34 protein-coding genes, 1 tRNA gene, 1 other RNA gene and 1 pseudogene are annotated in these 19,714 nt (G+C 39.8%); 28 read left to right on the top strand and 9 right to left on the bottom strand.

Translation table 11 applies throughout. The features are described from left to right. Window positions 1–136: 136 nt before the first annotated feature. Window positions 137–2,302, top strand: a complete 2,166-nt coding sequence (gene nrdD / locus I2503_RS00005) for an anaerobic ribonucleoside-triphosphate reductase (protein WP_196966548.1) — start codon at window positions 137–139, stop codon at window positions 2,300–2,302. A gap of 13 nt (window positions 2,303–2,315) precedes the next feature. After that, entirely contained in the window at window positions 2,316–2,873 is a 558-nt protein-coding gene (gene nrdG / locus I2503_RS00010; protein WP_196966550.1) for an anaerobic ribonucleoside-triphosphate reductase activating protein, read from the top strand. 71 nt (window positions 2,874–2,944) lie between these two features. On the opposite strand, the gene I2503_RS00015 is transcribed toward nrdG, so the two are convergent. After that, a tRNA-Ser gene (locus I2503_RS00015) sits at window positions 2,945–3,032 on the bottom strand. Window positions 3,033–3,163: 131 nt separating this feature from the next. Here I2503_RS00015 and ssrA point away from each other — a divergent pair. Next, window positions 3,164–3,511, top strand: a transfer-messenger RNA (tmRNA) gene (ssrA, locus tag I2503_RS00020). 143 nt (window positions 3,512–3,654) lie between these two features. Here ssrA and I2503_RS00025 read toward each other — a convergent pair. From I2503_RS00025 to I2503_RS00045, 5 genes are all read right to left on the bottom strand, one after another. Continuing rightward, window positions 3,655–4,740, bottom strand: a complete 1,086-nt coding sequence (locus tag I2503_RS00025; protein ID WP_196966552.1) for a site-specific integrase — start codon at window positions 4,738–4,740, stop codon at window positions 3,655–3,657. Between the two features lie 134 nt (window positions 4,741–4,874). After that, complete coding sequence (locus I2503_RS00030; RefSeq protein ID WP_196966554.1) at window positions 4,875–5,333, bottom strand: Ltp family lipoprotein; 459 nt, start codon at window positions 5,331–5,333, stop codon at window positions 4,875–4,877. 199 nt (window positions 5,334–5,532) lie between these two features. Further along, on the bottom strand, window positions 5,533–6,327 hold the full coding sequence (locus I2503_RS00035) for a type II toxin-antitoxin system PemK/MazF family toxin (protein ID WP_196966556.1): 795 nt from the start codon (window positions 6,325–6,327) through the stop codon (window positions 5,533–5,535). 11 nt (window positions 6,328–6,338) lie between these two features. Beyond that, complete coding sequence (locus I2503_RS00040; RefSeq protein WP_196966558.1) at window positions 6,339–7,157, bottom strand: XRE family transcriptional regulator; 819 nt, start codon at window positions 7,155–7,157, stop codon at window positions 6,339–6,341. A 518-nt stretch (window positions 7,158–7,675) separates the two neighbouring features. Next, the gene (locus tag I2503_RS00045; protein ID WP_196966560.1) at window positions 7,676–8,107 is read right to left on the bottom strand and encodes a hypothetical protein; all 432 of its coding nucleotides are present in this window, start codon (window positions 8,105–8,107) and stop codon (window positions 7,676–7,678) included. 65 nt (window positions 8,108–8,172) lie between these two features. Here I2503_RS00045 and I2503_RS00050 point away from each other — a divergent pair, with 65 nt between their 5' ends. Continuing rightward, window positions 8,173–8,406, top strand: a complete 234-nt coding sequence (locus tag I2503_RS00050; RefSeq protein WP_196966672.1) for a hypothetical protein — start codon at window positions 8,173–8,175, stop codon at window positions 8,404–8,406. Here the strand turns inward: I2503_RS00050 and I2503_RS00055 are convergent. Then, on the bottom strand, window positions 8,399–9,121 hold the full coding sequence (locus I2503_RS00055; protein ID WP_196966562.1) for a hypothetical protein: 723 nt from the start codon (window positions 9,119–9,121) through the stop codon (window positions 8,399–8,401). The genes I2503_RS00050 and I2503_RS00055 overlap by 8 nt on opposite strands. A 134-nt stretch (window positions 9,122–9,255) precedes the next feature. Here I2503_RS00055 and I2503_RS00060 point away from each other — a divergent pair, with 134 nt between their 5' ends. Further along, window positions 9,256–9,456 (top strand): helix-turn-helix transcriptional regulator, encoded by a 201-nt coding sequence (locus I2503_RS00060; RefSeq protein WP_196966564.1) that lies wholly within the window; start codon window positions 9,256–9,258, stop codon window positions 9,454–9,456. 39 nt (window positions 9,457–9,495) lie between these two features. Then, a complete protein-coding gene (locus tag I2503_RS00065; RefSeq protein WP_196966565.1) occupies window positions 9,496–9,696 on the top strand; it encodes a hypothetical protein in 201 nt (66 codons plus the stop codon). On the opposite strand, the gene I2503_RS00070 is transcribed toward I2503_RS00065, so the two are convergent. After that, window positions 9,686–9,871: a hypothetical protein gene (locus I2503_RS00070; RefSeq protein ID WP_196966567.1), complete on the bottom strand. Its 186-nt coding sequence runs from the start codon at window positions 9,869–9,871 to the stop codon at window positions 9,686–9,688. The genes I2503_RS00065 and I2503_RS00070 overlap by 11 nt on opposite strands. 72 nt (window positions 9,872–9,943) lie before the next feature. Between I2503_RS00070 and I2503_RS00075 the strand changes: the two genes are divergently transcribed. Further along, window positions 9,944–10,183: a hypothetical protein gene (locus tag I2503_RS00075; protein ID WP_196966673.1), complete on the top strand. Its 240-nt coding sequence runs from the start codon at window positions 9,944–9,946 to the stop codon at window positions 10,181–10,183. 129 nt (window positions 10,184–10,312) lie between these two features. Here the strand turns inward: I2503_RS00075 and I2503_RS00080 are convergent, their stop codons facing one another. Then, complete coding sequence (locus I2503_RS00080) at window positions 10,313–10,516, bottom strand: hypothetical protein (RefSeq protein WP_196966568.1); 204 nt, start codon at window positions 10,514–10,516, stop codon at window positions 10,313–10,315. 182 nt (window positions 10,517–10,698) lie between these two features. Between I2503_RS00080 and I2503_RS00085 the strand changes: the two genes are divergently transcribed. The 21 genes and pseudogenes from I2503_RS00085 to I2503_RS00180 all read left to right on the top strand — a co-directional run bounded on the left by I2503_RS00085 (window position 10,699) and on the right by I2503_RS00180 (window position 19,689). Then, a complete protein-coding gene (locus I2503_RS00085; RefSeq protein WP_348769617.1) occupies window positions 10,699–10,863 on the top strand; it encodes a helix-turn-helix transcriptional regulator in 165 nt (54 codons plus the stop codon). Window positions 10,864–10,951: 88 nt separating this feature from the next. After that, a complete protein-coding gene (locus tag I2503_RS00090) occupies window positions 10,952–11,242 on the top strand; it encodes a hypothetical protein (protein ID WP_196966570.1) in 291 nt (96 codons plus the stop codon). Window positions 11,243–11,244: 2 nt separating this feature from the next. Next, window positions 11,245–11,367, top strand: coding sequence for a hypothetical protein (locus tag I2503_RS09725; RefSeq protein WP_282097711.1), 123 nt, complete (start codon window positions 11,245–11,247; stop codon window positions 11,365–11,367). Beyond that, window positions 11,327–12,193, top strand: a complete 867-nt coding sequence (locus I2503_RS00095) for a replication initiator protein A (RefSeq protein WP_196966572.1) — start codon at window positions 11,327–11,329, stop codon at window positions 12,191–12,193. Before I2503_RS09725 ends, I2503_RS00095 begins: the two co-directional genes overlap by 41 nt. A gap of 9 nt (window positions 12,194–12,202) precedes the next feature. Then, the gene (locus I2503_RS00100; RefSeq protein ID WP_196966574.1) at window positions 12,203–12,976 is read left to right on the top strand and encodes an ATP-binding protein; all 774 of its coding nucleotides are present in this window, start codon (window positions 12,203–12,205) and stop codon (window positions 12,974–12,976) included. Window positions 12,977–12,985: 9 nt separating this feature from the next. Continuing rightward, complete coding sequence (locus tag I2503_RS00105; RefSeq protein ID WP_196966576.1) at window positions 12,986–13,162, top strand: hypothetical protein; 177 nt, start codon at window positions 12,986–12,988, stop codon at window positions 13,160–13,162. Window positions 13,163–13,180: 18 nt separating this feature from the next. Next, a complete protein-coding gene (locus I2503_RS00110) occupies window positions 13,181–13,525 on the top strand; it encodes a hypothetical protein (RefSeq protein ID WP_196966577.1) in 345 nt (114 codons plus the stop codon). Continuing rightward, window positions 13,525–13,827 carry a hypothetical protein gene (locus I2503_RS00115; protein WP_196966578.1) on the top strand — a complete coding sequence of 101 codons (303 nt, stop codon included), beginning with the start codon at window positions 13,525–13,527 and terminating at the stop codon, window positions 13,825–13,827. The genes I2503_RS00110 and I2503_RS00115 overlap by 1 nt, the downstream gene beginning before the upstream one ends. A 98-nt stretch (window positions 13,828–13,925) precedes the next feature. Further along, on the top strand, window positions 13,926–14,243 hold the full coding sequence (locus I2503_RS00120; protein WP_196966579.1) for a hypothetical protein: 318 nt from the start codon (window positions 13,926–13,928) through the stop codon (window positions 14,241–14,243). 142 nt (window positions 14,244–14,385) lie between these two features. Further along, window positions 14,386–15,297, top strand: coding sequence for a recombinase RecT (locus I2503_RS00125; protein ID WP_196966580.1), 912 nt, complete (start codon window positions 14,386–14,388; stop codon window positions 15,295–15,297). Between the two features lie 3 nt (window positions 15,298–15,300). Beyond that, window positions 15,301–16,125, top strand: a complete 825-nt coding sequence (locus I2503_RS00130) for a PD-(D/E)XK nuclease-like domain-containing protein (RefSeq protein ID WP_196966581.1) — start codon at window positions 15,301–15,303, stop codon at window positions 16,123–16,125. A 2-nt stretch (window positions 16,126–16,127) separates the two neighbouring features. Beyond that, window positions 16,128–16,304 (top strand): hypothetical protein, encoded by a 177-nt coding sequence (locus tag I2503_RS00135; protein WP_196966582.1) that lies wholly within the window; start codon window positions 16,128–16,130, stop codon window positions 16,302–16,304. A 395-nt stretch (window positions 16,305–16,699) separates the two neighbouring features. Continuing rightward, entirely contained in the window at window positions 16,700–16,843 is a 144-nt protein-coding gene (locus I2503_RS00140) for a hypothetical protein (RefSeq protein ID WP_196966583.1), read from the top strand. A gap of 138 nt (window positions 16,844–16,981) precedes the next feature. Further along, complete coding sequence (locus I2503_RS00145) at window positions 16,982–17,158, top strand: hypothetical protein (protein ID WP_196966585.1); 177 nt, start codon at window positions 16,982–16,984, stop codon at window positions 17,156–17,158. Continuing rightward, window positions 17,148–17,546, top strand: a complete 399-nt coding sequence (locus I2503_RS00150) for a hypothetical protein (RefSeq protein WP_196966586.1) — start codon at window positions 17,148–17,150, stop codon at window positions 17,544–17,546. Before I2503_RS00145 ends, I2503_RS00150 begins: the two co-directional genes overlap by 11 nt. Continuing rightward, window positions 17,536–17,691 (top strand): hypothetical protein, encoded by a 156-nt coding sequence (locus I2503_RS00155; protein ID WP_196966588.1) that lies wholly within the window; start codon window positions 17,536–17,538, stop codon window positions 17,689–17,691. The genes I2503_RS00150 and I2503_RS00155 overlap by 11 nt, the downstream gene beginning before the upstream one ends. Continuing rightward, window positions 17,679–18,182, top strand: coding sequence for a hypothetical protein (locus I2503_RS00160; RefSeq protein WP_196966590.1), 504 nt, complete (start codon window positions 17,679–17,681; stop codon window positions 18,180–18,182). The genes I2503_RS00155 and I2503_RS00160 overlap by 13 nt, the downstream gene beginning before the upstream one ends. Next, window positions 18,175–18,359: pseudogene (locus I2503_RS09530) on the top strand (helix-turn-helix transcriptional regulator); the annotation flags it as partial. The gene I2503_RS00160 and the pseudogene I2503_RS09530, both read left to right, overlap by 8 nt. 167 nt (window positions 18,360–18,526) lie before the next feature. Continuing rightward, on the top strand, window positions 18,527–18,874 hold the full coding sequence (locus I2503_RS00170) for a DUF1372 family protein (RefSeq protein ID WP_196966593.1): 348 nt from the start codon (window positions 18,527–18,529) through the stop codon (window positions 18,872–18,874). A 129-nt stretch (window positions 18,875–19,003) separates the two neighbouring features. Then, on the top strand, window positions 19,004–19,213 hold the full coding sequence (locus I2503_RS00175) for a hypothetical protein (RefSeq protein ID WP_196966595.1): 210 nt from the start codon (window positions 19,004–19,006) through the stop codon (window positions 19,211–19,213). Next, complete coding sequence (locus I2503_RS00180) at window positions 19,192–19,689, top strand: hypothetical protein (protein WP_196966596.1); 498 nt, start codon at window positions 19,192–19,194, stop codon at window positions 19,687–19,689. The genes I2503_RS00175 and I2503_RS00180 overlap by 22 nt, the downstream gene beginning before the upstream one ends. The last annotated feature ends 25 nt before the right edge of the window (window positions 19,690–19,714 follow it).

Below are 19,714 nucleotides of genomic sequence, written 5' to 3' on the forward strand. Positions count from 1 at the left end.
GATAAGAAACAACCATGAGTCCTTTCCATAACTCTATTGTTCTGGGAAACATTGCAATAGTCAAGTATTTATACAATTATTGTTCAAACTGGGTTTTAATAACCCTCTAAACTTATATTACGAGGAGGATCTTTAGATGAAGAATCGTGGAGACAAATTGCAAAACTTAATGGTGAAAAAACGTGATGGTCGATCGGTTCCTTTTGACTTTCAAAAGTTAACTCTAAGCCTCGAACGGAGTAATCATGACTTAGAGGACGCTCTATCACAGAAGGGTTTAACGAAAGTCCAGCAAGCTTTGGAAGAGCAGATTTCACAGTTGAAGTTGGATTTTATTTCTGTAGGAGAGCTACGACAATTGGTAGTAGAATTGCTCTTAAGAGAAAAACAAGAAGAACTTGTTGCTCTTTACCAAGCTTATGCTGAGAAAAAAGAGCAGGGGCGTTTAGCAGCCCTAGATATCAATCAGGCGATTCAGAAACTCTTAGTAAAAGATAGTCGTTTGGTGAATGAGAATGCCAACAAAGATGCGGATGTTTTTAATACTCAACGGGATTTGACTGCGGGGATTGTCGGAAAAGCAATTGGACTCAAGCTCTTACCCTCACATGTGGCAAATGCCCACCAAAAAGGGGACATCCATTTTCATGACTTGGATTATAACCCTTATACACCTATGACCAATTGTTGTTTAATTGATTTTGAAGGAATGTTGGCACAAGGGTTTAAAATCGGAAATGCAGAAGTTGAGAGTCCGAAATCGATTCAAACGGCGACGGCACAAATTTCCCAAATCATTGCCAATGTTTCTTCTAGTCAATATGGTGGCTGTTCTGCTGATCGGATAGATCAAATTCTGGCCCCCTATGCGGAACTGAATTATCAGAAGCATCTGAAAGAAGCCGAGAAATGGGTCAAAGAAGGAAAGGCAGAGGCTTATGCCCTGAAAAAAACGAAAAAGGACATTTACGATGCCATGCAGTCCCTGGAATATGAGATCAATACCCTCTTTACTTCTAATGGCCAGACTCCTTTTACCTCGCTTGGATTTGGCTTGGGGACATCTTGGTTTGAGCGAGAAATTCAAAAAGCTATTTTGCACATTCGCATACAAGGTTTGGGACGTGAGGGCCGCACCGCTATTTTTCCGAAGTTAATTTTTACCTTAAAGAGAGGCTTGAATCTTGAGCCAGGAAGCCCCAACTATGATATCAAAGGGTTGGCTCTTGAATGTGCTACAAAGCGTATGTATCCCGACATCCTCTCCTACGATAAGATTGTGGACCTAACCGGTTCCTTCAAAGTTCCTATGGGATGTCGGTCCTTTCTCCAAGGTTGGAAAGATGAACAGGGGAGAGAAGTGAATGCTGGACGGATGAACTTGGGAGTTGTGACTGTCAATTTTCCGAGAATTGCTTTGGAGTCCCGAGGAGACAAGGAAGCCTTCTGGAAGCTCTTCGATGAGCGAATGGAACTTGTTAAAGATGCCCTCATTTATCGGATAGAGAGGGTTAAAGAGGCGAAGCCGGCAAATGCTCCCATCCTTTATCAATATGGTGCTTTCGGTCAACGCTTAAGACCAGAAGACTCGGTAGATCAGGTCTTTCGAAATCGTCGTGCTACTGTCTCTCTTGGCTATATTGGCCTCTACGAAGTAGCTAGTGTCTTTTATGGTGGGAACTGGGAGGGGAATGAGGAAGCCAAAACCTTCACACTGGACATTATTCGAAAGATGAAGTCATTGACCGAAACCTGGTCAGACGAGTACGGTTATCATTTTTCAGTTTATTCAACCCCATCTGAAAGCTTAACCGATCGCTTTTGCCGTTTGGATGCTGAAAAATTCGGTCTCATTGAGAATGTGACCGATAAAGAATACTACACCAATAGTTTCCATTACGATGTGCGAAAGAACCCAACTCCCTTTGAAAAATTAGAGTTTGAAAAAGATTATCCAGCAGCTGGGGCGACAGGTGGTTTCATTCATTATTGTGAATATCCCGTTCTTCAACAAAATCCTAAAGCACTAGAAGCTGTTTGGGATTACGCCTATGATCGTGTTGGGTATTTGGGAACCAATACCCCCATTGACCGGTGTTATGCCTGTGGTTTTGCTGGGGATTTTGAGCCAACTGAGAAGGGCTTCCGTTGTCCCGCCTGTGGGATGACCGATCCAAAAATGGTAGACGTTGTGAAGCGAACCTGCGGATATTTAGGGAATCCCCAGGCTAGACCAATGGTCAGAGGACGACACAAGGAAATAGCGGCCCGGGTGAAGCATATGAACAGCTCCAGTCTGTAAGAGGGGGAATCATATGAACAATCCAATACCTCAGGAGTGGAAAAGTGAGGAACTTAGTCAAGGTCGTATCATGGATTACAAGGCTTTTAATTTTGTAGATGGAGAAGGTGTTCGCTGTTCCCTTTATGTGAGTGGCTGTCTCTTTCATTGTCCAGGTTGCTACAATGTAGCAACCTGGTCTTTCTCCGCTGGAGTTCCTTATACCCAGGAATTGGAAGAACAAATAATGCAGGACCTTTCCCAATCCTATGTTCAAGGACTAACCCTTTTAGGAGGGGAACCCTTCCTCAACACAGGAATCCTTTTACCTTTAGTCAAACGAATTCGAAAAGAACTTCCGACTAAGGATATCTGGTCTTGGACAGGCTATACATGGGAAGAGCTAGCCCTTGAAACACCTGACAAGTTAGAACTCTTGGAGTCTATCGATATTTTAGTGGATGGTCGCTATGATGCCAGTAAACGTGATTTGACTCTCCAATTTAGAGGATCCTCAAATCAGCGAATTATTGATGTACCCAAATCGTTAAAGGCAAACACGGTTATTCTTTGGGAAAATTTGAAACAGTAAAAGAAGGCCCACGGGTAAACTGTGGGCCTTCTTTTACAAACAAAAAAAGAGGGTACTCCCTCTAAAACTGACGGAAGACATGGGATTCGAACCCACGCACGCTGTTACACGCCTACCGCGTTTCCAACACGGCCTCTTAAGCCTCTTGAGTAATCTTCCAAATCACTGACTTAATAAGTATACCACATTTTCAAACAGGTGCAAGCTTTTTTTCAAAAAAATGCTGGATGAGATTAAAGTTTTTTCTAGCTTTTCAGATAAAAGAGTGATATACTTATCAAGTAATGTTAGGGGTCGTTACGGATTCGACAGGCATTATGAGGCATATTTTGCGACTCATCGGCAGATGTAAAAATGCCAGTTAAATATAACTGCAAAAAATAACACTTCTTACGCTCTAGCTGCTTAATAACCAGCAGGCGTGACCAAGGTTTGATTGCTTGTGTTGAACTACGGTCTTATTATTAGCAAGCTACGATGGAAGTCAGCCTAGTACTTTCATAAGAGATTGATAGGCTCGCAGTTGCTTCACTTGAGCTATGTGTGGGGGAACTGTTAAATCAAAACATAGCCTATGGTTGTAGACAAATATGTTGGCAGGTGTTTGGACGTGGGTTCGACTCCCACCGGCTCCATTTATACTTCTTGTAAGTTCCTATAACTTCTTGAAACTTATCGAAAACGTTGAGAAATCAGCGTTTTTTATTTTTTTCTTCTTGTAACTTCTTACTTCTTTCTTGTAAGTTTTTGAATAAGTCAGACTGTAAAACAGACTGTGAAATCAAAAATCAATAAAGCTAGCTAACTTGTTTCCGATATCGTCTTGTGCTTGTTTGGTGATATGTGTGTAGATGTTCATTGTAGTTTTTAGGTCTGAATGCCCGAGTCGGTGCTGCACTTGTTTTAAAGTCATGCCTGCTTCAAAACAAAGACTAGCATGAGTGTGTCTAAATTGATGGATGGTAATGGGACGTAGCGATTCGCCTTTTAATAGATTTAGATTCCATTTTCTAGCAACAGTGGTTGGTCTTGGTTTTCCAGAGGGGGATTCAAATAAAAAAGTAGTCTTCGAACTTTCTTTCTTGTAAGTCTTCAAAATTTTTATAGTCTCATCATCTAAACTGACCAATCTTTTACTTGTTTCATTTTTAGGTAATCCAATTTGTTCACCGTCAAAACCCCTGGTAATAGCCTTGTTGACAGATAGAGTGTTTCCTGAAATATCCGACCACTCCAAAGCGAGGGCTTCCTGCTTTCTTAAGCCGGTGAATGCTAACAGTCTAAAAAACGCAAGTTGCTCCAAGGTTCCTTTTTCGTTGACTATTCGCAGAAACTGTTTAAGTTCTTCTTTATCGTAAAAATCAACTGTTTTCTCACTTCGTTTTCTTTTGGTATTGATTACACCATCCAATGGATTTTGTTGGATATATCCGTATCTAATTGCATATTTGAAGATGTTGTTCATAACACCTTTCAATTTTCTTCCGTAAACGAGTTTCTTATTCCAATCGTTCACGATCTCTTGCATTTGGATAGGTGTGATATCTGAAACTATTGTCTCACCCAAGATTGGTATAATGTGGTTTTTAATAAGCCCATTTGTTTTTATATACGTACTTTCTTGAACTGTTGGATAATATTCATCTAACCACATTTTAGATAAGTCTCTGATATTTATTTTCTTGCCGTTTGTTTGTTCTTCCTCCAATTCCAATTGCAACTGGAGTAGTGCTTGTCGTGCTTTACCAATTGTAGAGAAACCTTCTCTACGGACATATTTCTGCTTGCCATTTTCAACGCCGACGTAAACCCTGAATTTATAAGCAGTATCGCCATTCTTTTTTTTATACTTTTGAATTTGGACCATATCAATACCCTTTCAATTATGGTAAAATGGGTACAGTAAAACCACCGGCGTGAAGCAGGGTTTTACTATACGATTGTTACTCCTCACACTAAAACTTGGCGGTGGAAGTGTGGGGATTTTTTGTTCAATGAATTTTATTTTTCCTCAGCCAATTCTTTTTCTAATTTCTCGATAGCATATTTAGCTTCAGATTCAGTATATCCGCCGCCGTCACCTTCAGAGGTAAGAGATTCTTTGATTTTGTCAGCGGTCATTCCAAAATCATTAAGTTGTTTTGCCATTTTATAGGCATTTTCCTTAAAGTCGATATTGGCATCTTTAATAACTGCTTTAGCATCGCTTTCTGACAACCCTAATTCATTAGGGTCTGTGATGTAGTCCATTAAAGCTTTTTCAGAAAACGGAACATCCTTCATCATCTCCAAAACATTGTTTACAGCATTTTTGTCAACATTGGTCGTTTCTGTCTGGCTAGAAGAAGTTTGCTCAGTTTTATCTGATGAACCATCAGAAGACGTTGAGTTACTTTGCGAACAAGCGACAAGCGCAAAACTTGCAAGAAGTGCGACTCCGAATAAAGTGATCTTTTTCATAATGAAACTTTCTAGCCGGCTTTTTACGTGGATCAGGCGTTGCACATTGGTATTCTAAACTGAAATAGTTTGGAAACGTGTATTTTTATTCTGTAAAACAAAAAAACCGAGCAACTAGATTAGTTACTCGGTTCTCTGCGACAGCTTGTGTCACTTGGAATTTGCACTAGACAATGTCTAGGTAAGTAACTAAATTCTATCATTCTTCATCAATATTGTCAAGGTATAGATATTCGATGATTTTCTTGTTGATTTTTTTGAGTTGTTCATCGTCAATAGTCACTACTCCCAAAGGGTCTAAAGCGTTATGTCTTTTGAAGATTTTACCTTTATCAATAGTTGTTATACTATCTATTTTGGCATAGGTTGTTTTCTCTAAGTCAGACATATATTTGGCTAATCGTTCCTTAGATTGCTCCATTACGAGCTGATTATTTTTTAGTTGTTCTTGAACTTTTTCGGTAAGTTCTTTGGTCAGTTCTGATTTTGTGAGAGCACTGGTTAAAATCAATTCTCCTAGTTTATCTATTAGAACCTGTTGAACCTCTTCACTGAAGGTGAGACCTAATTCAGCCGTCTTTAATGCTAATGATTTAGAAACGCTCTCATCAAGTTGGAAGTTGCTGCGCCCTTCTTTAGAAGTAAGGGGAATGACTGTAATTGTGTTATTCATTTTAGTATCATTTTTTGTTAGCGTTATAGCATAGTGTGGAGCAGAAAACTCTGATCCGAAGTTTATGCCAAAATCAACAAATACTAAAGTCCCATAAGGGAAAACACGATTTCTACGCCGCCGACCAGTTATATCTCGTTCCATTCGAGTAGTATAATTGTTCATGTATCTCCCCAAAGTTCTAGTTTTGAAATGATTTGGGTAATCATCAACTAAGGTAGCCATTTTTGAAGTAGATATCCTTAGTAGCTCCTTGTTGTCGAAATCGTCCAAACTTGAGAAACTTAGTTCATTATTTAGAGAATTTGTGTCTTCTGTCATGCTATCCCCTTTTATTTTCTATAAACATCAACCACTACACCGACAACTTCAGCGAACTCATCTTCAGTAAAGTAAACATCGTCGTAGTCGGGATTTAAGCTTTCAAGCCTATCTGTTTGCAACCTTTTTACAAAATTCCCTTTACTAGTTCGGAAAACCCCAATTTCTCCATTTTCGATTTGTTTGGTAAAGGTGATAAAAAGAATATCTCCATTGTGTAGCCTCGGTCGCATAGAGTCACCAATAACCATAGCTAGATCGTCAAACTGTTCAGGGATTTTATCTTTAGGAATTCTGACTTCAATATCCGCATCATCTTCTTGCCAGATACCATCACCAGCAGATTCCAAACCGTGGACAACGAGGTATTCATATTCCTCTTCTGGTTTATGAAGTTTGGTGATTTTGTCTGAATTGTATTCTGTTGATTCTTCAGAGACATCACTTTGTTTATCCAATAGATCATTTCCATAATCAACCCATTTAATGTGATTTTTCTGATTAAGTTCTTGATTGAGTTTACTGACTGAATCGGGAAGGGGAGGAGTGGAATCCTGTGAAACAGATGAGAGTGCAGCGGGAGAAATGTTAATTTGGATTTCTTGATTAGGATTTAACTTATTTAATATGTATCCAACATCGACACCCATTCCTCTTGCAACCTTTGAGATAGTTTCTTCTGTAGGAACAATAGGTTTTTTAGATTTAGGGTGTTCATTCTTTTCCAACATGGAAATGTACCCTTTTGTAAGTCCGGATTTTTTTGCAAAAGCATCCATCGATAGTTTATGTCCAATACGGTATTCTTTTATAATTTCCCCTAAATGCATCCTGTTCCCCTTTGAAGTTTTATTGTTTAATACATTATACAATGAAAAAATAAAAAAATCCACATTTTTTGTTTAATCCGCTTGACATTGTTTGTTTAACGTGTTAAACTATAATCAAGGTCAGGGAATGACCTAGCAAAAAGAAAGGAGAAAGCGATATGCACAGGCACAAAAAAGACCCTTGGTTAACACAACCAAGAGCCACAGTGATTGCAGCGATTATCGGGTTAATCGCCGTGATACTTCAACTCTTATACAAATAAGAGTTCGAACATGAAGTAGGCCGAGGGGCGTAAGCCCCCAGACCTACTAATAGTGTAGCATATCGCTTTTGTGAACACAAATGAATAAAAATAAAGATGGTAAAGTTGGCGGGTGGATTGCGCTCGGTGTTGTCTGGGCAATCGTGATTTGGAATTTGTTCTTTTAAGGAGGGATTCGTGAAGTTTAACGCAGACGAGTTTTCATTCTTGCTTGGAATGGTGAGCGGATTTATCGCCGGACTATGTTGGAGTTATCTATGGTTTGTTGATTCCAAGGATAAACTTATAGAGTCTTGGAAGAGAGACGAAGAAAGGCATTCCGAAAATCATCAAGACTAAATCTATTTGTTCTACAGAGAGTAGTATTAATAGATTTCTAAGTGTGATGAATATGAAGAAGCTAATGGCAACTATGGTGCTAAAACGCACATCTCCTTTGGATTCTATTTTAATAAATTTAAATACTTCGTGAACTAATAGTAGAAGCATACATGACAGAATACCGCCACAGGAAAAAATAAAAGCGGTTCTTTGAAAAGGGATTTCCATTAGTACGTTAATTGGAGAACCGCTGTGTGGGGTAACGCAACTGAATACGGCATAGGTTCCGGTAATAAAAAGGAACAGGAGAATAAGTTTTGCAAGAAAATTAGAAAATAAATCTTTTAATCTTTCTACAATATTCATCGTTTGTTCTCCAGTCATTTTCTTTAATTATACCAAATCTATAAACTACAAAAAAGGAGGTCAATATGAACGAACTAGAAAAAACAGCCCTTAACGAAATTCTAAGGACTGTAACATATATTGCTGAGAAGGTGGATAAGCTGGAAGAGCAGTTGTTTCCGAACTTCACAGAAACAGACAAAAAGGAAGTAATGTCTTTGATTAGAGCAGCTCTTTCGGATGGTCGAGGTATAGTTGATACGAGTCTTGAAAGAGCGGAAATCAAGTCTGTATCTAAGGGAATCGAAGGTATTAGATAAAAAGTGATTCTAATTCTCTTAGTTCTGAATGATAGGCAGAGGATATAAGTCCATAACTCTTATCAAAAAAATCCCTTAAATCAGTTTCTGTGTAGATTGTAGATAACCTGCGACATTCTGCTAGAAAATATGGATTGTTCTCAAAAATAGGTAAGATGATTGAAGCGATATAAGTATTCGTGTCACGGTCTCCCGTCGGATTAGCTTGTAGATAATTCAGAGGCAATGATTTAAGATTTACAGGTTTGCCCTCATGTAGACGTGCGTCACTGTATTCTAATGTGAATTCTGTAAATCCTTGAATTAACAGGTTGGATGACTTAGACCAACGGTTGGCGAAAGTCCTTAGAAAAAGGTGAGAAGAAACTTCGCATAACACTTCTTCAAACCAAAACATAGGAGTCGTAAGGTCTGACTTATAATAGGTATGTAGTAGTTCATGGCCTAGTTGAAAGATTGTCTGTGAAGTATCATCGAGCTCTTGTTTATGAATGAAAAGCAAATTTTTATCGGGAAAAGAGATAGGACATTCGATGAATGGTGCAAAAACAATCGCCAAGTTTTCATTGACGAGATTAGGTAGGATATTTTGTGATACCTCAAATAGATAACCAAAAATAGCCGAATATACGGCATCTTCAAGAGGTTTGGGTAAGGCATTTGTAGTTTCGTAAAACATACTCCAGTTTGTATTCGGAACATCGTATTTTCTCATATCTCATTCTCCAATCATTTTTCTTTAATTATACCAAACCGTGAAGCCAGTCCTGGTCTTTTCCGTGGTTCGATTCCACAGCTGGCTATTGCCCAGTAGGGCGCATAAAAATTTTAGGAAGGGAGACAAGGTGTATGACTCAAGTAGCACTAAAAACTCTTCGAGAAGAACGACAACTCTCGCAAGAGGAATTAGCTGAAAAATCAGGTGTATCACGTACCACAATTTCTCTAATAGAGAACGGCAACTCTACCACAATCAAGTTGAGCACGCTTCAAAAACTCGCAAAAGCTTTGGAAGTTGGTGTTGATTATTTTTTTACCCAAAAAGTTTAACAAGTTAAACATAGATTTCAAACAAAGGAGACGCACACAATGACCAAACAGGAAGCCATTGAGACTTATTTATCGCTCAGGAAACGATTCACAGATGAGGAATGGGCAATGTTGGAATATTTGCGAATAGATTTCCTAAACAAGAAAAAGAGCGAGCTGACAAAAGATGTAACGCTTGATGATAGTGATTACGAACAATTGAAAGCTAACGCTCTAAAGGTGTTAGGTATTAGCGAGTAATACCGTGCATGCGGTCCATGAGTTTATCGTTTTCTTTGATAGACTTGGACATTTCATTTGCGAAACTGCGATTCCGTGCTAACTCTTTGAAGACTTTGGCGAGTGCTTGGGAGAGTTGTTCAGAATTCTCAATTTCGTACTCATCTAGTATTTGCTTGATTATTAAATCGTGCATATTAACTGACCTCATTTCCGTAATGATAGTTTCATTATAGCAGAGAGGAGTAAATTAAAAAGGAGGCACGCAATGATGGAAAACCAAACTTTGATTTTTATGTCAAACATTCAAAAAATGTTTAAAGACATTGAAGAAGCATACAAAAACGAAAAAGACCCCCTTGCAAGGTGCGAGCTTGCAAAAGGGTACTTGGCTTTAGGCGACTTCCTAGATAACGCTGGTCTATTATCTACTGAACTGAACAAAGAGCCTGTTGCAATTACCATAGACTCAAAAAAAGTCGGGGAAATAATCAAAAATAGGAGTTAACGATGGAGAGAGAAATATCAATTGGACTTGAAGTTCAAAATATTGAAGAGTTCCGAAAATTGAATAGCCAAATAACAAAAAAAGCTACCGAACTAGAAGAACTAATTCGGCAGCTGAATGATTTTGAAATTAAAATTTCAACGTCGTATCGAAATCAATAACTTGGCCACAAGTAGGACAAGGATTCTTGCCTGATGTAATTGCGATTTTGTTATCGCAGTTAGGGCAGGCAATCTCGATGGACTGTTCCTCAATAAAAGATTGAGTTTGTTTTTTCAGAAATTTTTCAAAATCTTTTGATTTAAAATTAAACGAAACACCGTTTTTAGCCATAGTTTTTTTCTCCTTCCTATTTGGATTCGACTATGAAATCAATCGTTAGGTAGCTAAAGTTGGATTGGAGTTCATTAGTCATATTTATTATATCACCTAGAAAGGAAAAACACACTATATTGAACACAGAGGTACAAACAACACAAGATGTAGATAAAAACTTGTGGAATTCAATTGAAAAAGTGCTTAATGAGCGAGAGATGTCTATATATAGGTTGGCGAAAATCACAGGAATCCCAAGAACTCAGATTTATGCCTTAAAACGGGGATATCAGAAGTCCTTTAGTTGGGGGTACATGGTCCGGATTGCTGATGCTCTTGATGTCAGTCTGGATATATTTCGCTAAGAAATGCAAAAAGACGCCAACTGCAATTGGCGCCCACACAAAAATATTCATGTTAATTATACCACAAACGGAGAGGAGATAAAACATCATGGAAATGGTATTAGTCGAAAAATCATTTCTTGAGAAAGTGGAGTATCTAGTTCAACAAAATGAACAAATTCTCACTTTTCTTACGACGAAAGAAAAACCTGAGAAAGTAACTCAATGGGTTTCCATGAAAGAATTACAGGAAATTACAGGTTGGGGGCGCTCAACGCTTGAAACATGGAGAGACCAAGAAAGATTCAATTACAAGCGTAATTCAGAAAAAGGAAAAATTCTATACGACTTGGAAAGTGTAAACAATTTTCTTGAAAAAACGAACAATAAAAGGAGTTAACCATGCTAGAGACAATCAAAATCGCAGCCATTCAACGCAACATTGATTTTAAAAAAAATTGGAGCGATAGCGAGGAGGGAGGAGATGACAGAGCAATTCATCAAAATTCCCGTCCAGCTTCTTAAAGAGGAGAGGTATAGCAACCTGAGCTTGAATGCAGTTGTCCTGTATAGTTTGCTCATGGATAGACTGGAGTCCTCGAAGAAAAACGGAGACAAGTTCAAGGACGAAAACGGGGAATTCTATACGGTGATGACTCGTGATGAGATTGTGGATTTGTTGCGGGTCGGGAAGAATAAAGTTCCCAAAATCAAAAAAGAACTTATTGATCACGGTCTTTTAGAGGAGAAAGGCCGAGGGTCACGAACGACATTATATTATCCTCAAAAACTGAAAATTGAATCCGGCAACGTCGGCCTTCATGCGTTGGTCAAAGCCGAAAATTGGAGTCCCGAAACAGGGCGTAATGATGTCCCAAAATCGGGCATAACAACCCCTGTAGTGTACCAAAACGGGGCGCAATGGAGTCCCGAAACAGGGCGTAATGATGTCCCAAAATCGGGCACTAATCAGACTAATTATAATCAGACTGACTATAATCAGACAACAGTGCTCGCTCCTAGACAGTCTAATAACGTAGATAGGGACTTTCAAACCTTACATAACCTAGCGCTGGGTGCATTGCAAAAAATGCATTTCAGTTCTAACGAGCTTCAAGTGCTTAGGAACGATGTAAGGGAAGCGATTAATGGGAACGAGCAAGAGTTTAATTTAGTCAAACTAGCTATTGAGGAGGCTAGAAACAATAATGCTAGCTCTTGGAATTATGTCTCAACGGTTCTTAGAAATTGGAGAGCGAAAGGAATTGCAAACGAGGATGATCTTTACGAACACAAGAGAAAGCGTAGAGAGGACCAATTGCCAGAAATTCCAGATTGGTTAGGACTTTAGGGAGGGCCTATGCAAGAGATAAAATTCGGGAGTTTGCCGATAGCTTTTCGACCAGCAAAAGAGAAATGTGAAAAGCACAACGTGGCATTTATTCAATCCCCGAGATTGCCTGAACCTGTTTGCCCAAAATGCGAGAGCGAGAAAATTCACGCTGAGAACCAGGAAGAAGTGGACAAGAAAGCGAAGGAGTTAGACGAACAGCGGCGGCTCTACTTCATCAAGGAGTTAAGTATGTATGACGAGACTCTTGATAAGGCAACTTTTGAAAACTTTGAAACGACAAATGATTTTGACAAAAAAGCCCTGGAGTGGGCGAAGACAAAAACACGGGAATGGTACAAAGGGGCTAGAAACAACATTGTTCTAAGAGGTCGAGCTGGAACAGGCAAGAGTCATCTAGCCTTTGCGATGGTGAAAGCACTGAGTAAAACCAATGGCAAAAAAGCTTTATTTGTGAACGTTCCAACTTTGATGGATAAGGCGATGGACAATAACTTTGAGAAGAAAAACTTTTACATCGATCAATTAAGTTCAGCAGATTATCTAGTTCTTGACGATCTCGGGAAAGAGTACAAAAGCAATGTAGGTCGCCTGATGATTTATTCAATCTTGAACGCAAGATCAAATACGATTATCACGACAAATCTTACAGATCGTGAATTGACAGCTCACTATGACAACGATCCAGCGATTATTACTCGAATCAAAAAAGGGATTCCAAAAGGTTCAGATAATCAACTGGAATTTAATGAAGCAAGCAATAAGCGCACGATTTATTTTTAGGAGTTACAGATGGAAATTACAGAGGAAATGCTGACAATCGCAATGATTAAGCATTTTGAGAAAACAACAGGCGACCTAGTAGACGACACTTACAAGGAGCGCTTGGTTGAAGCAGGTTATGAGGTGGCTTATGGCTATCTTGAAAGACGTAAGCAATTTCATGGAAATGCAATTATCACTTTTTAAGAAACAGGAGAAAACACAATGAAAATCAAAAAAGAACTTATCACAATCATGGACAAGCGCGGATACTTCATTGGAGGGTATAGCAACAACGAGTCCGTTTTGGCTTTTTCAGCAGGTCTTGTTGAAGATGTTAGTTTAGCACTTACCATACCTGTTGAATACTACGAAGAAGAAAAAGAAAAGTACGAACACATGGCTAAAATGTTCGGCGGGCAATTGGTGAAAATTGAAGCTGAATACGAAGTTAGAACCATCGATGGCGAAGAACCTGAAACCACGAAAGAAACCGAAGATGAACTTAATCAAGCGTTTGGAAAAGCATTTGCGAAATTTATGGCTTCAAAACTAGGAGGGCTTGACTAATGCTAGACACACTTTTGACACTAACTGAAATCGTCGCACTTGGAACTGGATCAGCTTGCGCCATCCATCTCATGATTCGACATGAGCGGACACGCCGTTTCAAGAAAAAACAGGTTCAAGAAGCACGAATTGAGGCAAGGGTTCGCCAGCAGGTAAAACGAGAACATGAACAAAAACAAGCGCAAGAAGCGTTCCAGAAGCAACGTGAGCGGGAAAGCTACAAGCGCAGATACACTATGCTGGATGCGGAAGATGAAGTACAGGTCTATGGAAATGTTATCCAGTTGCCATACCGACCATGAATCTGAAATGACGGTCCGCTATATGAACTTGCTGGAGGACTACATCAGGGAAGTTGAGACAAACGAAAAGCTAAGAAAAGAAATCAGGAGGCTAGAAAATGAAAACTGGACGCTTAAGCGAAAGCGTAAGTTTCGAAGATAAGGAGAGATCGGTTCGGGCAACTCTTTCGATGCACATTTTACGCAACCTTGACGCTCTTCAAAATCGAGACCACGAGGCTTACGTGAAGTTCATTGAAGATGACTACAAAGAAAACCAGAGCCTAACCAGCTTTTGGGAGGAGTATGTTGATGCTCACGGCACTTCAGAACAAATTAATCGCTTGCTGGCTTTGAAGGACCAAGACGAGGAAAAATACCACTTGAAACTGCAACACGTTTATCGCGGGCTTATCAATCACGCAGAAGAGGTCTGATATGTATTTCGAAGATAGAGACGAATATTACAGGCATCGTGAGTGGTTGAATAGAGACGACATCGATCCGCTCGAAGATGAGAAGTATGACAGTTGGAAAGATGAACAAGCATAGAAAATTTAAAATCAGGAGTTTTACAAAATGACACAATTACAACGAGTAACCCATAAAGACTTTTTCAATTCGCCAGCGGTGAAAGAAAGATTTGCCGAAGTTTTGAAAGGGAAAGAAACAGGTTTTATTACTAGTTTGCTATCTCTTATCGGCGACAACAGAAGTCTAGCAAATGCCAACCCAGAAACAGTTTACAAAGCAGCTATGAAAGCAGCGGTTTTGGATTTGCCGATTGAACCAAGTCTTGGATATGCATATGTAGTCCCTTACAAAAACCAAGCTCAGTTTCAACTTGGTTACAAAGGTTTGATCCAACTAGCGCAGCGAAGCGGTAAGTACAAGAGCATTAACTCAGGCATCGTCTACAAGAGTCAATTGATTTCTTACAATCCACTATTTGAAGAGTTGGAGGTTGATTTCACTCAACCGGCTGATGAAGTGGTTGGATACTTCGCGGCTTTCAAACTCTTGAATGGATTTGAGAAATTGACTTTTTGGACAAAAGAGCAAGCAGAAGCTCACGGGAAACGATTTTCTAAGTCGTATAATTCAGGGCCTTGGAAAACAGACTTTGACGCAATGGCTCAAAAAACTCTTTTGAAACAAATCATCAGTAAGTACGGCCCTCTATCAGTCGAAATGCAAGAAGCTATCACTAGCGACAATGAAAATGAAACCATTGAAACACCAAAAGACATTACTCCAGTTCAACCTGAAACTTTAGATGACCTTTTCGGAGGGTCAGAATTGCCACAGAAGGACAATAAGGTAGAAATGGAACAATCTACCGAAGAAGCAAATGAAGCGCCACAGACGCAAGAAAAACCGCCTAAAACAACACGTCAGAAGAAGAGTGAAGTTGTTGTCCAAGAAACTGGAGAGATTTTTGAACAAGAATCGCTTTTCGAAGGAATGACCACAAATCCCAAAGAGGTGTAGATCATGCTGACACAGGAAAATTATTATCAGGATAAAAGCTATCTAACAAATTCACGGATCAAAAAATACATGGAGTGCCAAGCTAAAGCTAAGGCCATCGAGGATGGCGATTGGGTGGAGGAGCGGGACGAAACCGCTCTTCTGGTTGGCAACTACGTTCATAGCTATTTCGAAAGTGAGAAGGCGCACCAGCAATTCCTTGAAGAAAACGGCGACAAAATGATTGCTAAAACAGGTAAAACAAAAGGTCAACTCAAGAAAGATTTTCTGGTTGGCGACAAGATGATCCAAGTTCTGGAAACCGATGAGCGCTTTAATCAACTTTACCATGGTCAAAGAGGAGACCGGGTAGAAAAAGAGATGATTGTATTCGGTGAACTGGAAGGAATCCCTTTCAAGGGTAAACTGGACAGTGTAAATCTAACTCGAGGCTATTTCGTGGACCTAAAGACAATGAAGTCTATCTATGCTGATGAATGGAATTCAGAGATGAGAACACGAATCAAAGCAGCAGCTAACAACATCTTGAATTTTGGATATGCTGGGCAGTTAGCGCTCTATCGTGAACTATTGAAACAGAGAACAGGCGACGACTACAGACAGTTTATCGTTGCCGTCAGCAAGGAAAATGTGCCGGACAAAGAAGTTTTGGTGATACCTGAGCACTTTCTTGAAGATGGCCTTTCAAGACTGTTAGAAGCAGCAACTGAAATTTGGGATGTAATACAAGGCAAGAAAGAACCCAAAAAGTGCGAGCGGTGCGATTATTGCCGGAGCGTGAAAAAGCTAACCAAAATCGTTAGCTTGGATGAATTGATTGGAGAGTAGAGATGAGCAAATACAGAGTTAAGCATTTTACGAGAGAGTTGCCAGCAGAGCTTGATCGTGATGTGAATGATTTTATAGACGAAAACGACATTGAAGTTTTCAAGTATACGCTGACCCCTATCGGAATCGGAGCAACGGGAGGTTTTGTCGGCGTTCTAGAGTATGAGGTGGAAGAGTAGGGCAAAAAACAAACCCTTGCTCATTCACACGTAAGCAAGGGCAGGTAGTTTTTAAAGACTCGTAGAGAGTGTGAAATCTCATAGATGGCACTTCACTGGTCTACCCCAGTACTGCATTCATCATGGATTATCCAGTCTTCGAGTGTCACACGGTAGTGATCCGACTGTCCCGCTATAGGCAGTGCTGCAGTCACTCTTATAGTCAGCGTCGGGCTCCGTGTGTCAACACTCTTAGTAAAAATTTGTAGGTTACCTGGCTAATCGGATTCATCGAGTCACAGTCTCCTTTAAAAATTGGGTCAACATGATAGCTCCCCTTTCTTTCAAAGATATTTTAAACATAGCAAAATCATTTAGTTTTGTAATCGGTCTCAAGACCTAGAAATGAGGATTTTATGGACGATAAGACCATCGAAGTAACGGATTATCTGTTAAGCAAAAGCGAAACTTACAGAGAAGCGCAAATTCTGGCGAAAAAGCTTTTTAAAAAAGTTACTCGTGAAATTGAATTGAGAGCGCTGGAGAAAAAGATTTACTGATATTTAATAACGTGCCGTGAATCACGTAAAAAGCGCACTAGAAACGTGTCAACTGAAACGATCATGCAGTTGGACGAATGCGACTGTCTGTATTTAGCTAAATTCTCACAAAGGCAGTCGCTATTTTTTAGAGGATTTATGACTAGAGAATACGCACTTTACAAAGGCGATGAACTTCTTGGAGTCGGGACTATCAATGAACTAGCTGAAGAATTAGGAGTCAAACCTAAAACTGTCCGCTATTACGGTTATCCAGGCTACAAAAGAAGAACATCGGAAAAAGCAAGAAGACTAGTAAAACTAGATGAAATTTGAATTTATTCTCTCAAATACAAAAAAACAGAAAGAGATGCTGAATGCCAACGACCGTCCGCATTGGGCGCAGAAGGCTAAAATCACCTCCAGACTTCGCCATTTAGGGGCGGTAGAAGGCAGGAAGGGTAAAACTACCACCTTCAATAAAAAGCGTCCCTGCGGCTTAATTATCACGGTATTTTCGCCAACCAAAAGACGGATGGATCCACCAAACTTTTATCCGACGATTAAAGCGCTTGTGGATGGTCTGACGGATGCTAAGGTTTGGACGGATGATAATCATGAGGTGATTAAGTACATGACTTTTCGATACGGTGGCCTTAGTGGCATTTCAGGAAAATATAGATTAGAAATGGAGGTTAGAGAAGCGAGTGAAAATGAAATATAAAGTTATTACACGCTTTGAAGGGCAACTGCTTGGCAGAAAGGCCTTTGATTCGCTCGAGGAGGCAGCCAAGTATGCTCAAGAAAAAGCGAATTTTAATCCAAAGCGGGTATCTGAAATTGAGAGGGTACCGCAATGGACGAAGTGACAAAACAATTTTATGAGGAAGTTGAGCGATTGGCACCAAGAAACCACAAAAATCAAATCGATTGGAAAACACTTCTTGTAGGTGACTATGACGCAAATATTTTGGCCAATTACTACCAATCACGAAAAAGAGGTGTATTGCCGCCCGTTTGTGTAATCGCTGCTATGATATCGACATTTTCAAAAGAGGAGCTAAAACGATATGCCCTTCATAAATTAAGGACTACGAAGAAGTTGACAAACAAAGTTATAGAAGAATACGAGAATGTTTTTCGCGAAGGTTATTCAGGTAGAAGACCTGGATCGAAAGTGCTAAATGGAACGTCGGAAGAGCGTGAGCTAGAAATCAAGCGTCAGCGTTCACCTTTCGAGAAAAAGAAGCGTAGGGAATTGTTTATGGAGCATGTTTGGCAGCTGGAGGCGGCGGGATTGATAAGTCAGGGTGATTCTAGGGATGGCTACAAGCGGAAGGATGAGTTTGATTATGAATAGATTGAAGGAATTAAGAAAAGAAAAAAAGCTAATCCAAAAACAGATAGCTTTAGAATTAGATACCCTGTTGCGAACATATCAACGCGGGAAAATGATGAAACCCAAATCAAACCCGATAAGGCTCAAATGCTTGCTGACTGTTTTGGTGTTCCTGTCGGGTATCTTTTAGGCTACACAGATAACTCGCCTGTCATCTCTGGAATTTTTAAAGCAGGCGACAAAATCAATCTCAGAGGCACAGTTGCGAGTATTGACGAAACTCTTATCCTTTTTCAAACGGAAACAGGATACACGATTTGGTTGAACCGTGAAGCGGTTGAAAAATCATCTGAAAGGAGAAATGAATGACTGAGCGAGAAAAGTCAATTATAGAATCAGCGGTCTTCGGTGTCTGGATTATGACGGTATTCATCTTTGTGATTATGCTTCGTTTTGGGGTCCAGTTACATGAACTAGAGCAGAAAGTGAACCGCTTGGAAATGAGCCAGGTACAGCTTAGACAAGTTTATACTGGACTAACGATTGGCAAGGTCATTGACAAGAAGGAAAAGGACGGCAAGTACACGCTGACGATTGCAGGATACGGAAATTTCCTGGTAAGTGAGAAGACTTATGAGGAGGCTGTATTAGGTGCGGATATGCCGAACGAAATCAAGGAGCGTGTGGAAGTGAAGAAGGGAGTTGGGGGATGAATTGGAGATTAAGGTGGATGGACTATGAACTAGAAGTCTATGAAGAGTTCTTTGAAACAGAAAATGAAGCATTATATTTTATTGATTATAATTTAGCAGGATACTATTATGATTTAGAAGAGGTTTGACATGACCATCAACGAAATCATCGCAACCTGTACCAAAATCAATATCAAGCCTAACATCCATTTTGGTGAAGTGCAGGATGTTTACGAAAGTCCAGATGGAAAAATGCGGTATTACATCAACCGCAAAAATGGCGAAGCGTATTTGTACGCTACACAAGAAAGGGGGGAGTTCTTATCGCTGGCGGGAGATTGTGGACCGAAGATGAGTTGATTTTCTTGGAGTTGGCGCTTAAAGACAAGGAAAGCAGTTGGGAAGAGATTGCTAAAGCACTTGATAGGACAGTGGATGCAGTGCAAGTGAAAGCGTGGAAAGCTTTTAGAACTTACGACCTTTCAAAAAACAACTGGTCAGATTTGGAAATCATGCAACTCAAATCATTGTATCCAGTTAAATCAGCTCCAGAAATCGCTGAGATTTTAAATCGAACTCCAGACGCCGTGTGGCGCAAAGCACAGAAATTAGGTTTGAAGAAAATTGGACTTAAAAAGATTGATAAACAGGAGTTCATTGAGCTCGCTGATTTAGGTTACAGCTATAGACAGATAGCTGATGAGTTAGACAAGTCTATTCACGCAGTTTGCAACTTCGCTCGCCATCATAAAATTGAGGTGCGTCGAACAGGACAAAGCAAGCAGCACAGCTGGCGTCAGCATAATGACGTTGTTTTTATAAAGAAATCAGGATGAAATGACAGCTAAACGAAGACATAGA

The organism is Streptococcus sp. NLN64 (assembly GCF_015831295.1).
In the GTDB taxonomy this organism is placed as follows: domain Bacteria; phylum Bacillota; class Bacilli; order Lactobacillales; family Streptococcaceae; genus Streptococcus.

Bases quoted from the DNA above. Each gene is read 5' to 3' on its own strand.
- I2503_RS00040 (WP_196966558.1), bottom strand. From the start codon at position 7,157: ATGCATTTAGGGGAAATTATAAAAGAATACCGTATTGGACATAAACTA.
- I2503_RS00155 (WP_196966588.1), top strand. From the start codon at position 17,536: ATGAAATATAAAGTTATTACACGCTTTGAAGGGCAACTGCTTGGCAGA.
- I2503_RS00035 (WP_196966556.1), bottom strand. From the start codon at position 6,327: ATGACAGAAGACACAAATTCTCTAAATAATGAACTAAGTTTCTCAAGT.
- I2503_RS00095 (WP_196966572.1), top strand. From the start codon at position 11,327: ATGACAGAGCAATTCATCAAAATTCCCGTCCAGCTTCTTAAAGAGGAG.
- I2503_RS00075 (WP_196966673.1), top strand. From the start codon at position 9,944: ATGATGGAAAACCAAACTTTGATTTTTATGTCAAACATTCAAAAAATG.
- I2503_RS00045 (WP_196966560.1), bottom strand. From the start codon at position 8,107: ATGAATATTGTAGAAAGATTAAAAGATTTATTTTCTAATTTTCTTGCA.
- I2503_RS00055 (WP_196966562.1), bottom strand. From the start codon at position 9,121: ATGAGAAAATACGATGTTCCGAATACAAACTGGAGTATGTTTTACGAA.
- I2503_RS00060 (WP_196966564.1), top strand. From the start codon at position 9,256: ATGACTCAAGTAGCACTAAAAACTCTTCGAGAAGAACGACAACTCTCG.
- I2503_RS00090 (WP_196966570.1), top strand. From the start codon at position 10,952: ATGGAAATGGTATTAGTCGAAAAATCATTTCTTGAGAAAGTGGAGTAT.
- I2503_RS00135 (WP_196966582.1), top strand. From the start codon at position 16,128: ATGAGCAAATACAGAGTTAAGCATTTTACGAGAGAGTTGCCAGCAGAG.
- I2503_RS00070 (WP_196966567.1), bottom strand. From the start codon at position 9,871: ATGCACGATTTAATAATCAAGCAAATACTAGATGAGTACGAAATTGAG.
- I2503_RS00170 (WP_196966593.1), top strand. From the start codon at position 18,527: ATGACTGAGCGAGAAAAGTCAATTATAGAATCAGCGGTCTTCGGTGTC.
- I2503_RS00175 (WP_196966595.1), top strand. From the start codon at position 19,004: ATGACCATCAACGAAATCATCGCAACCTGTACCAAAATCAATATCAAG.
- I2503_RS00050 (WP_196966672.1), top strand. From the start codon at position 8,173: ATGAACGAACTAGAAAAAACAGCCCTTAACGAAATTCTAAGGACTGTA.
- I2503_RS00130 (WP_196966581.1), top strand. From the start codon at position 15,301: ATGCTGACACAGGAAAATTATTATCAGGATAAAAGCTATCTAACAAAT.
- I2503_RS00120 (WP_196966579.1), top strand. From the start codon at position 13,926: ATGAAAACTGGACGCTTAAGCGAAAGCGTAAGTTTCGAAGATAAGGAG.
- I2503_RS00125 (WP_196966580.1), top strand. From the start codon at position 14,386: ATGACACAATTACAACGAGTAACCCATAAAGACTTTTTCAATTCGCCA.
- I2503_RS00080 (WP_196966568.1), bottom strand. From the start codon at position 10,516: ATGGCTAAAAACGGTGTTTCGTTTAATTTTAAATCAAAAGATTTTGAA.
- I2503_RS00065 (WP_196966565.1), top strand. From the start codon at position 9,496: ATGACCAAACAGGAAGCCATTGAGACTTATTTATCGCTCAGGAAACGA.
- I2503_RS00025 (WP_196966552.1), bottom strand. From the start codon at position 4,740: ATGGTCCAAATTCAAAAGTATAAAAAAAAGAATGGCGATACTGCTTAT.
- nrdD (WP_196966548.1), top strand. From the start codon at position 137: ATGAAGAATCGTGGAGACAAATTGCAAAACTTAATGGTGAAAAAACGT.
- I2503_RS09725 (WP_282097711.1), top strand. From the start codon at position 11,245: ATGCTAGAGACAATCAAAATCGCAGCCATTCAACGCAACATTGATTTT.
- I2503_RS00145 (WP_196966585.1), top strand. From the start codon at position 16,982: ATGACTAGAGAATACGCACTTTACAAAGGCGATGAACTTCTTGGAGTC.
- I2503_RS00140 (WP_196966583.1), top strand. From the start codon at position 16,700: ATGGACGATAAGACCATCGAAGTAACGGATTATCTGTTAAGCAAAAGC.
- I2503_RS00030 (WP_196966554.1), bottom strand. From the start codon at position 5,333: ATGAAAAAGATCACTTTATTCGGAGTCGCACTTCTTGCAAGTTTTGCG.
- nrdG (WP_196966550.1), top strand. From the start codon at position 2,316: ATGAACAATCCAATACCTCAGGAGTGGAAAAGTGAGGAACTTAGTCAA.
- I2503_RS00150 (WP_196966586.1), top strand. From the start codon at position 17,148: ATGAAATTTGAATTTATTCTCTCAAATACAAAAAAACAGAAAGAGATG.
- I2503_RS00105 (WP_196966576.1), top strand. From the start codon at position 12,986: ATGGAAATTACAGAGGAAATGCTGACAATCGCAATGATTAAGCATTTT.
- I2503_RS00100 (WP_196966574.1), top strand. From the start codon at position 12,203: ATGCAAGAGATAAAATTCGGGAGTTTGCCGATAGCTTTTCGACCAGCA.
- I2503_RS00110 (WP_196966577.1), top strand. From the start codon at position 13,181: ATGAAAATCAAAAAAGAACTTATCACAATCATGGACAAGCGCGGATAC.
- I2503_RS00160 (WP_196966590.1), top strand. From the start codon at position 17,679: ATGGACGAAGTGACAAAACAATTTTATGAGGAAGTTGAGCGATTGGCA.
- I2503_RS00115 (WP_196966578.1), top strand. From the start codon at position 13,525: ATGCTAGACACACTTTTGACACTAACTGAAATCGTCGCACTTGGAACT.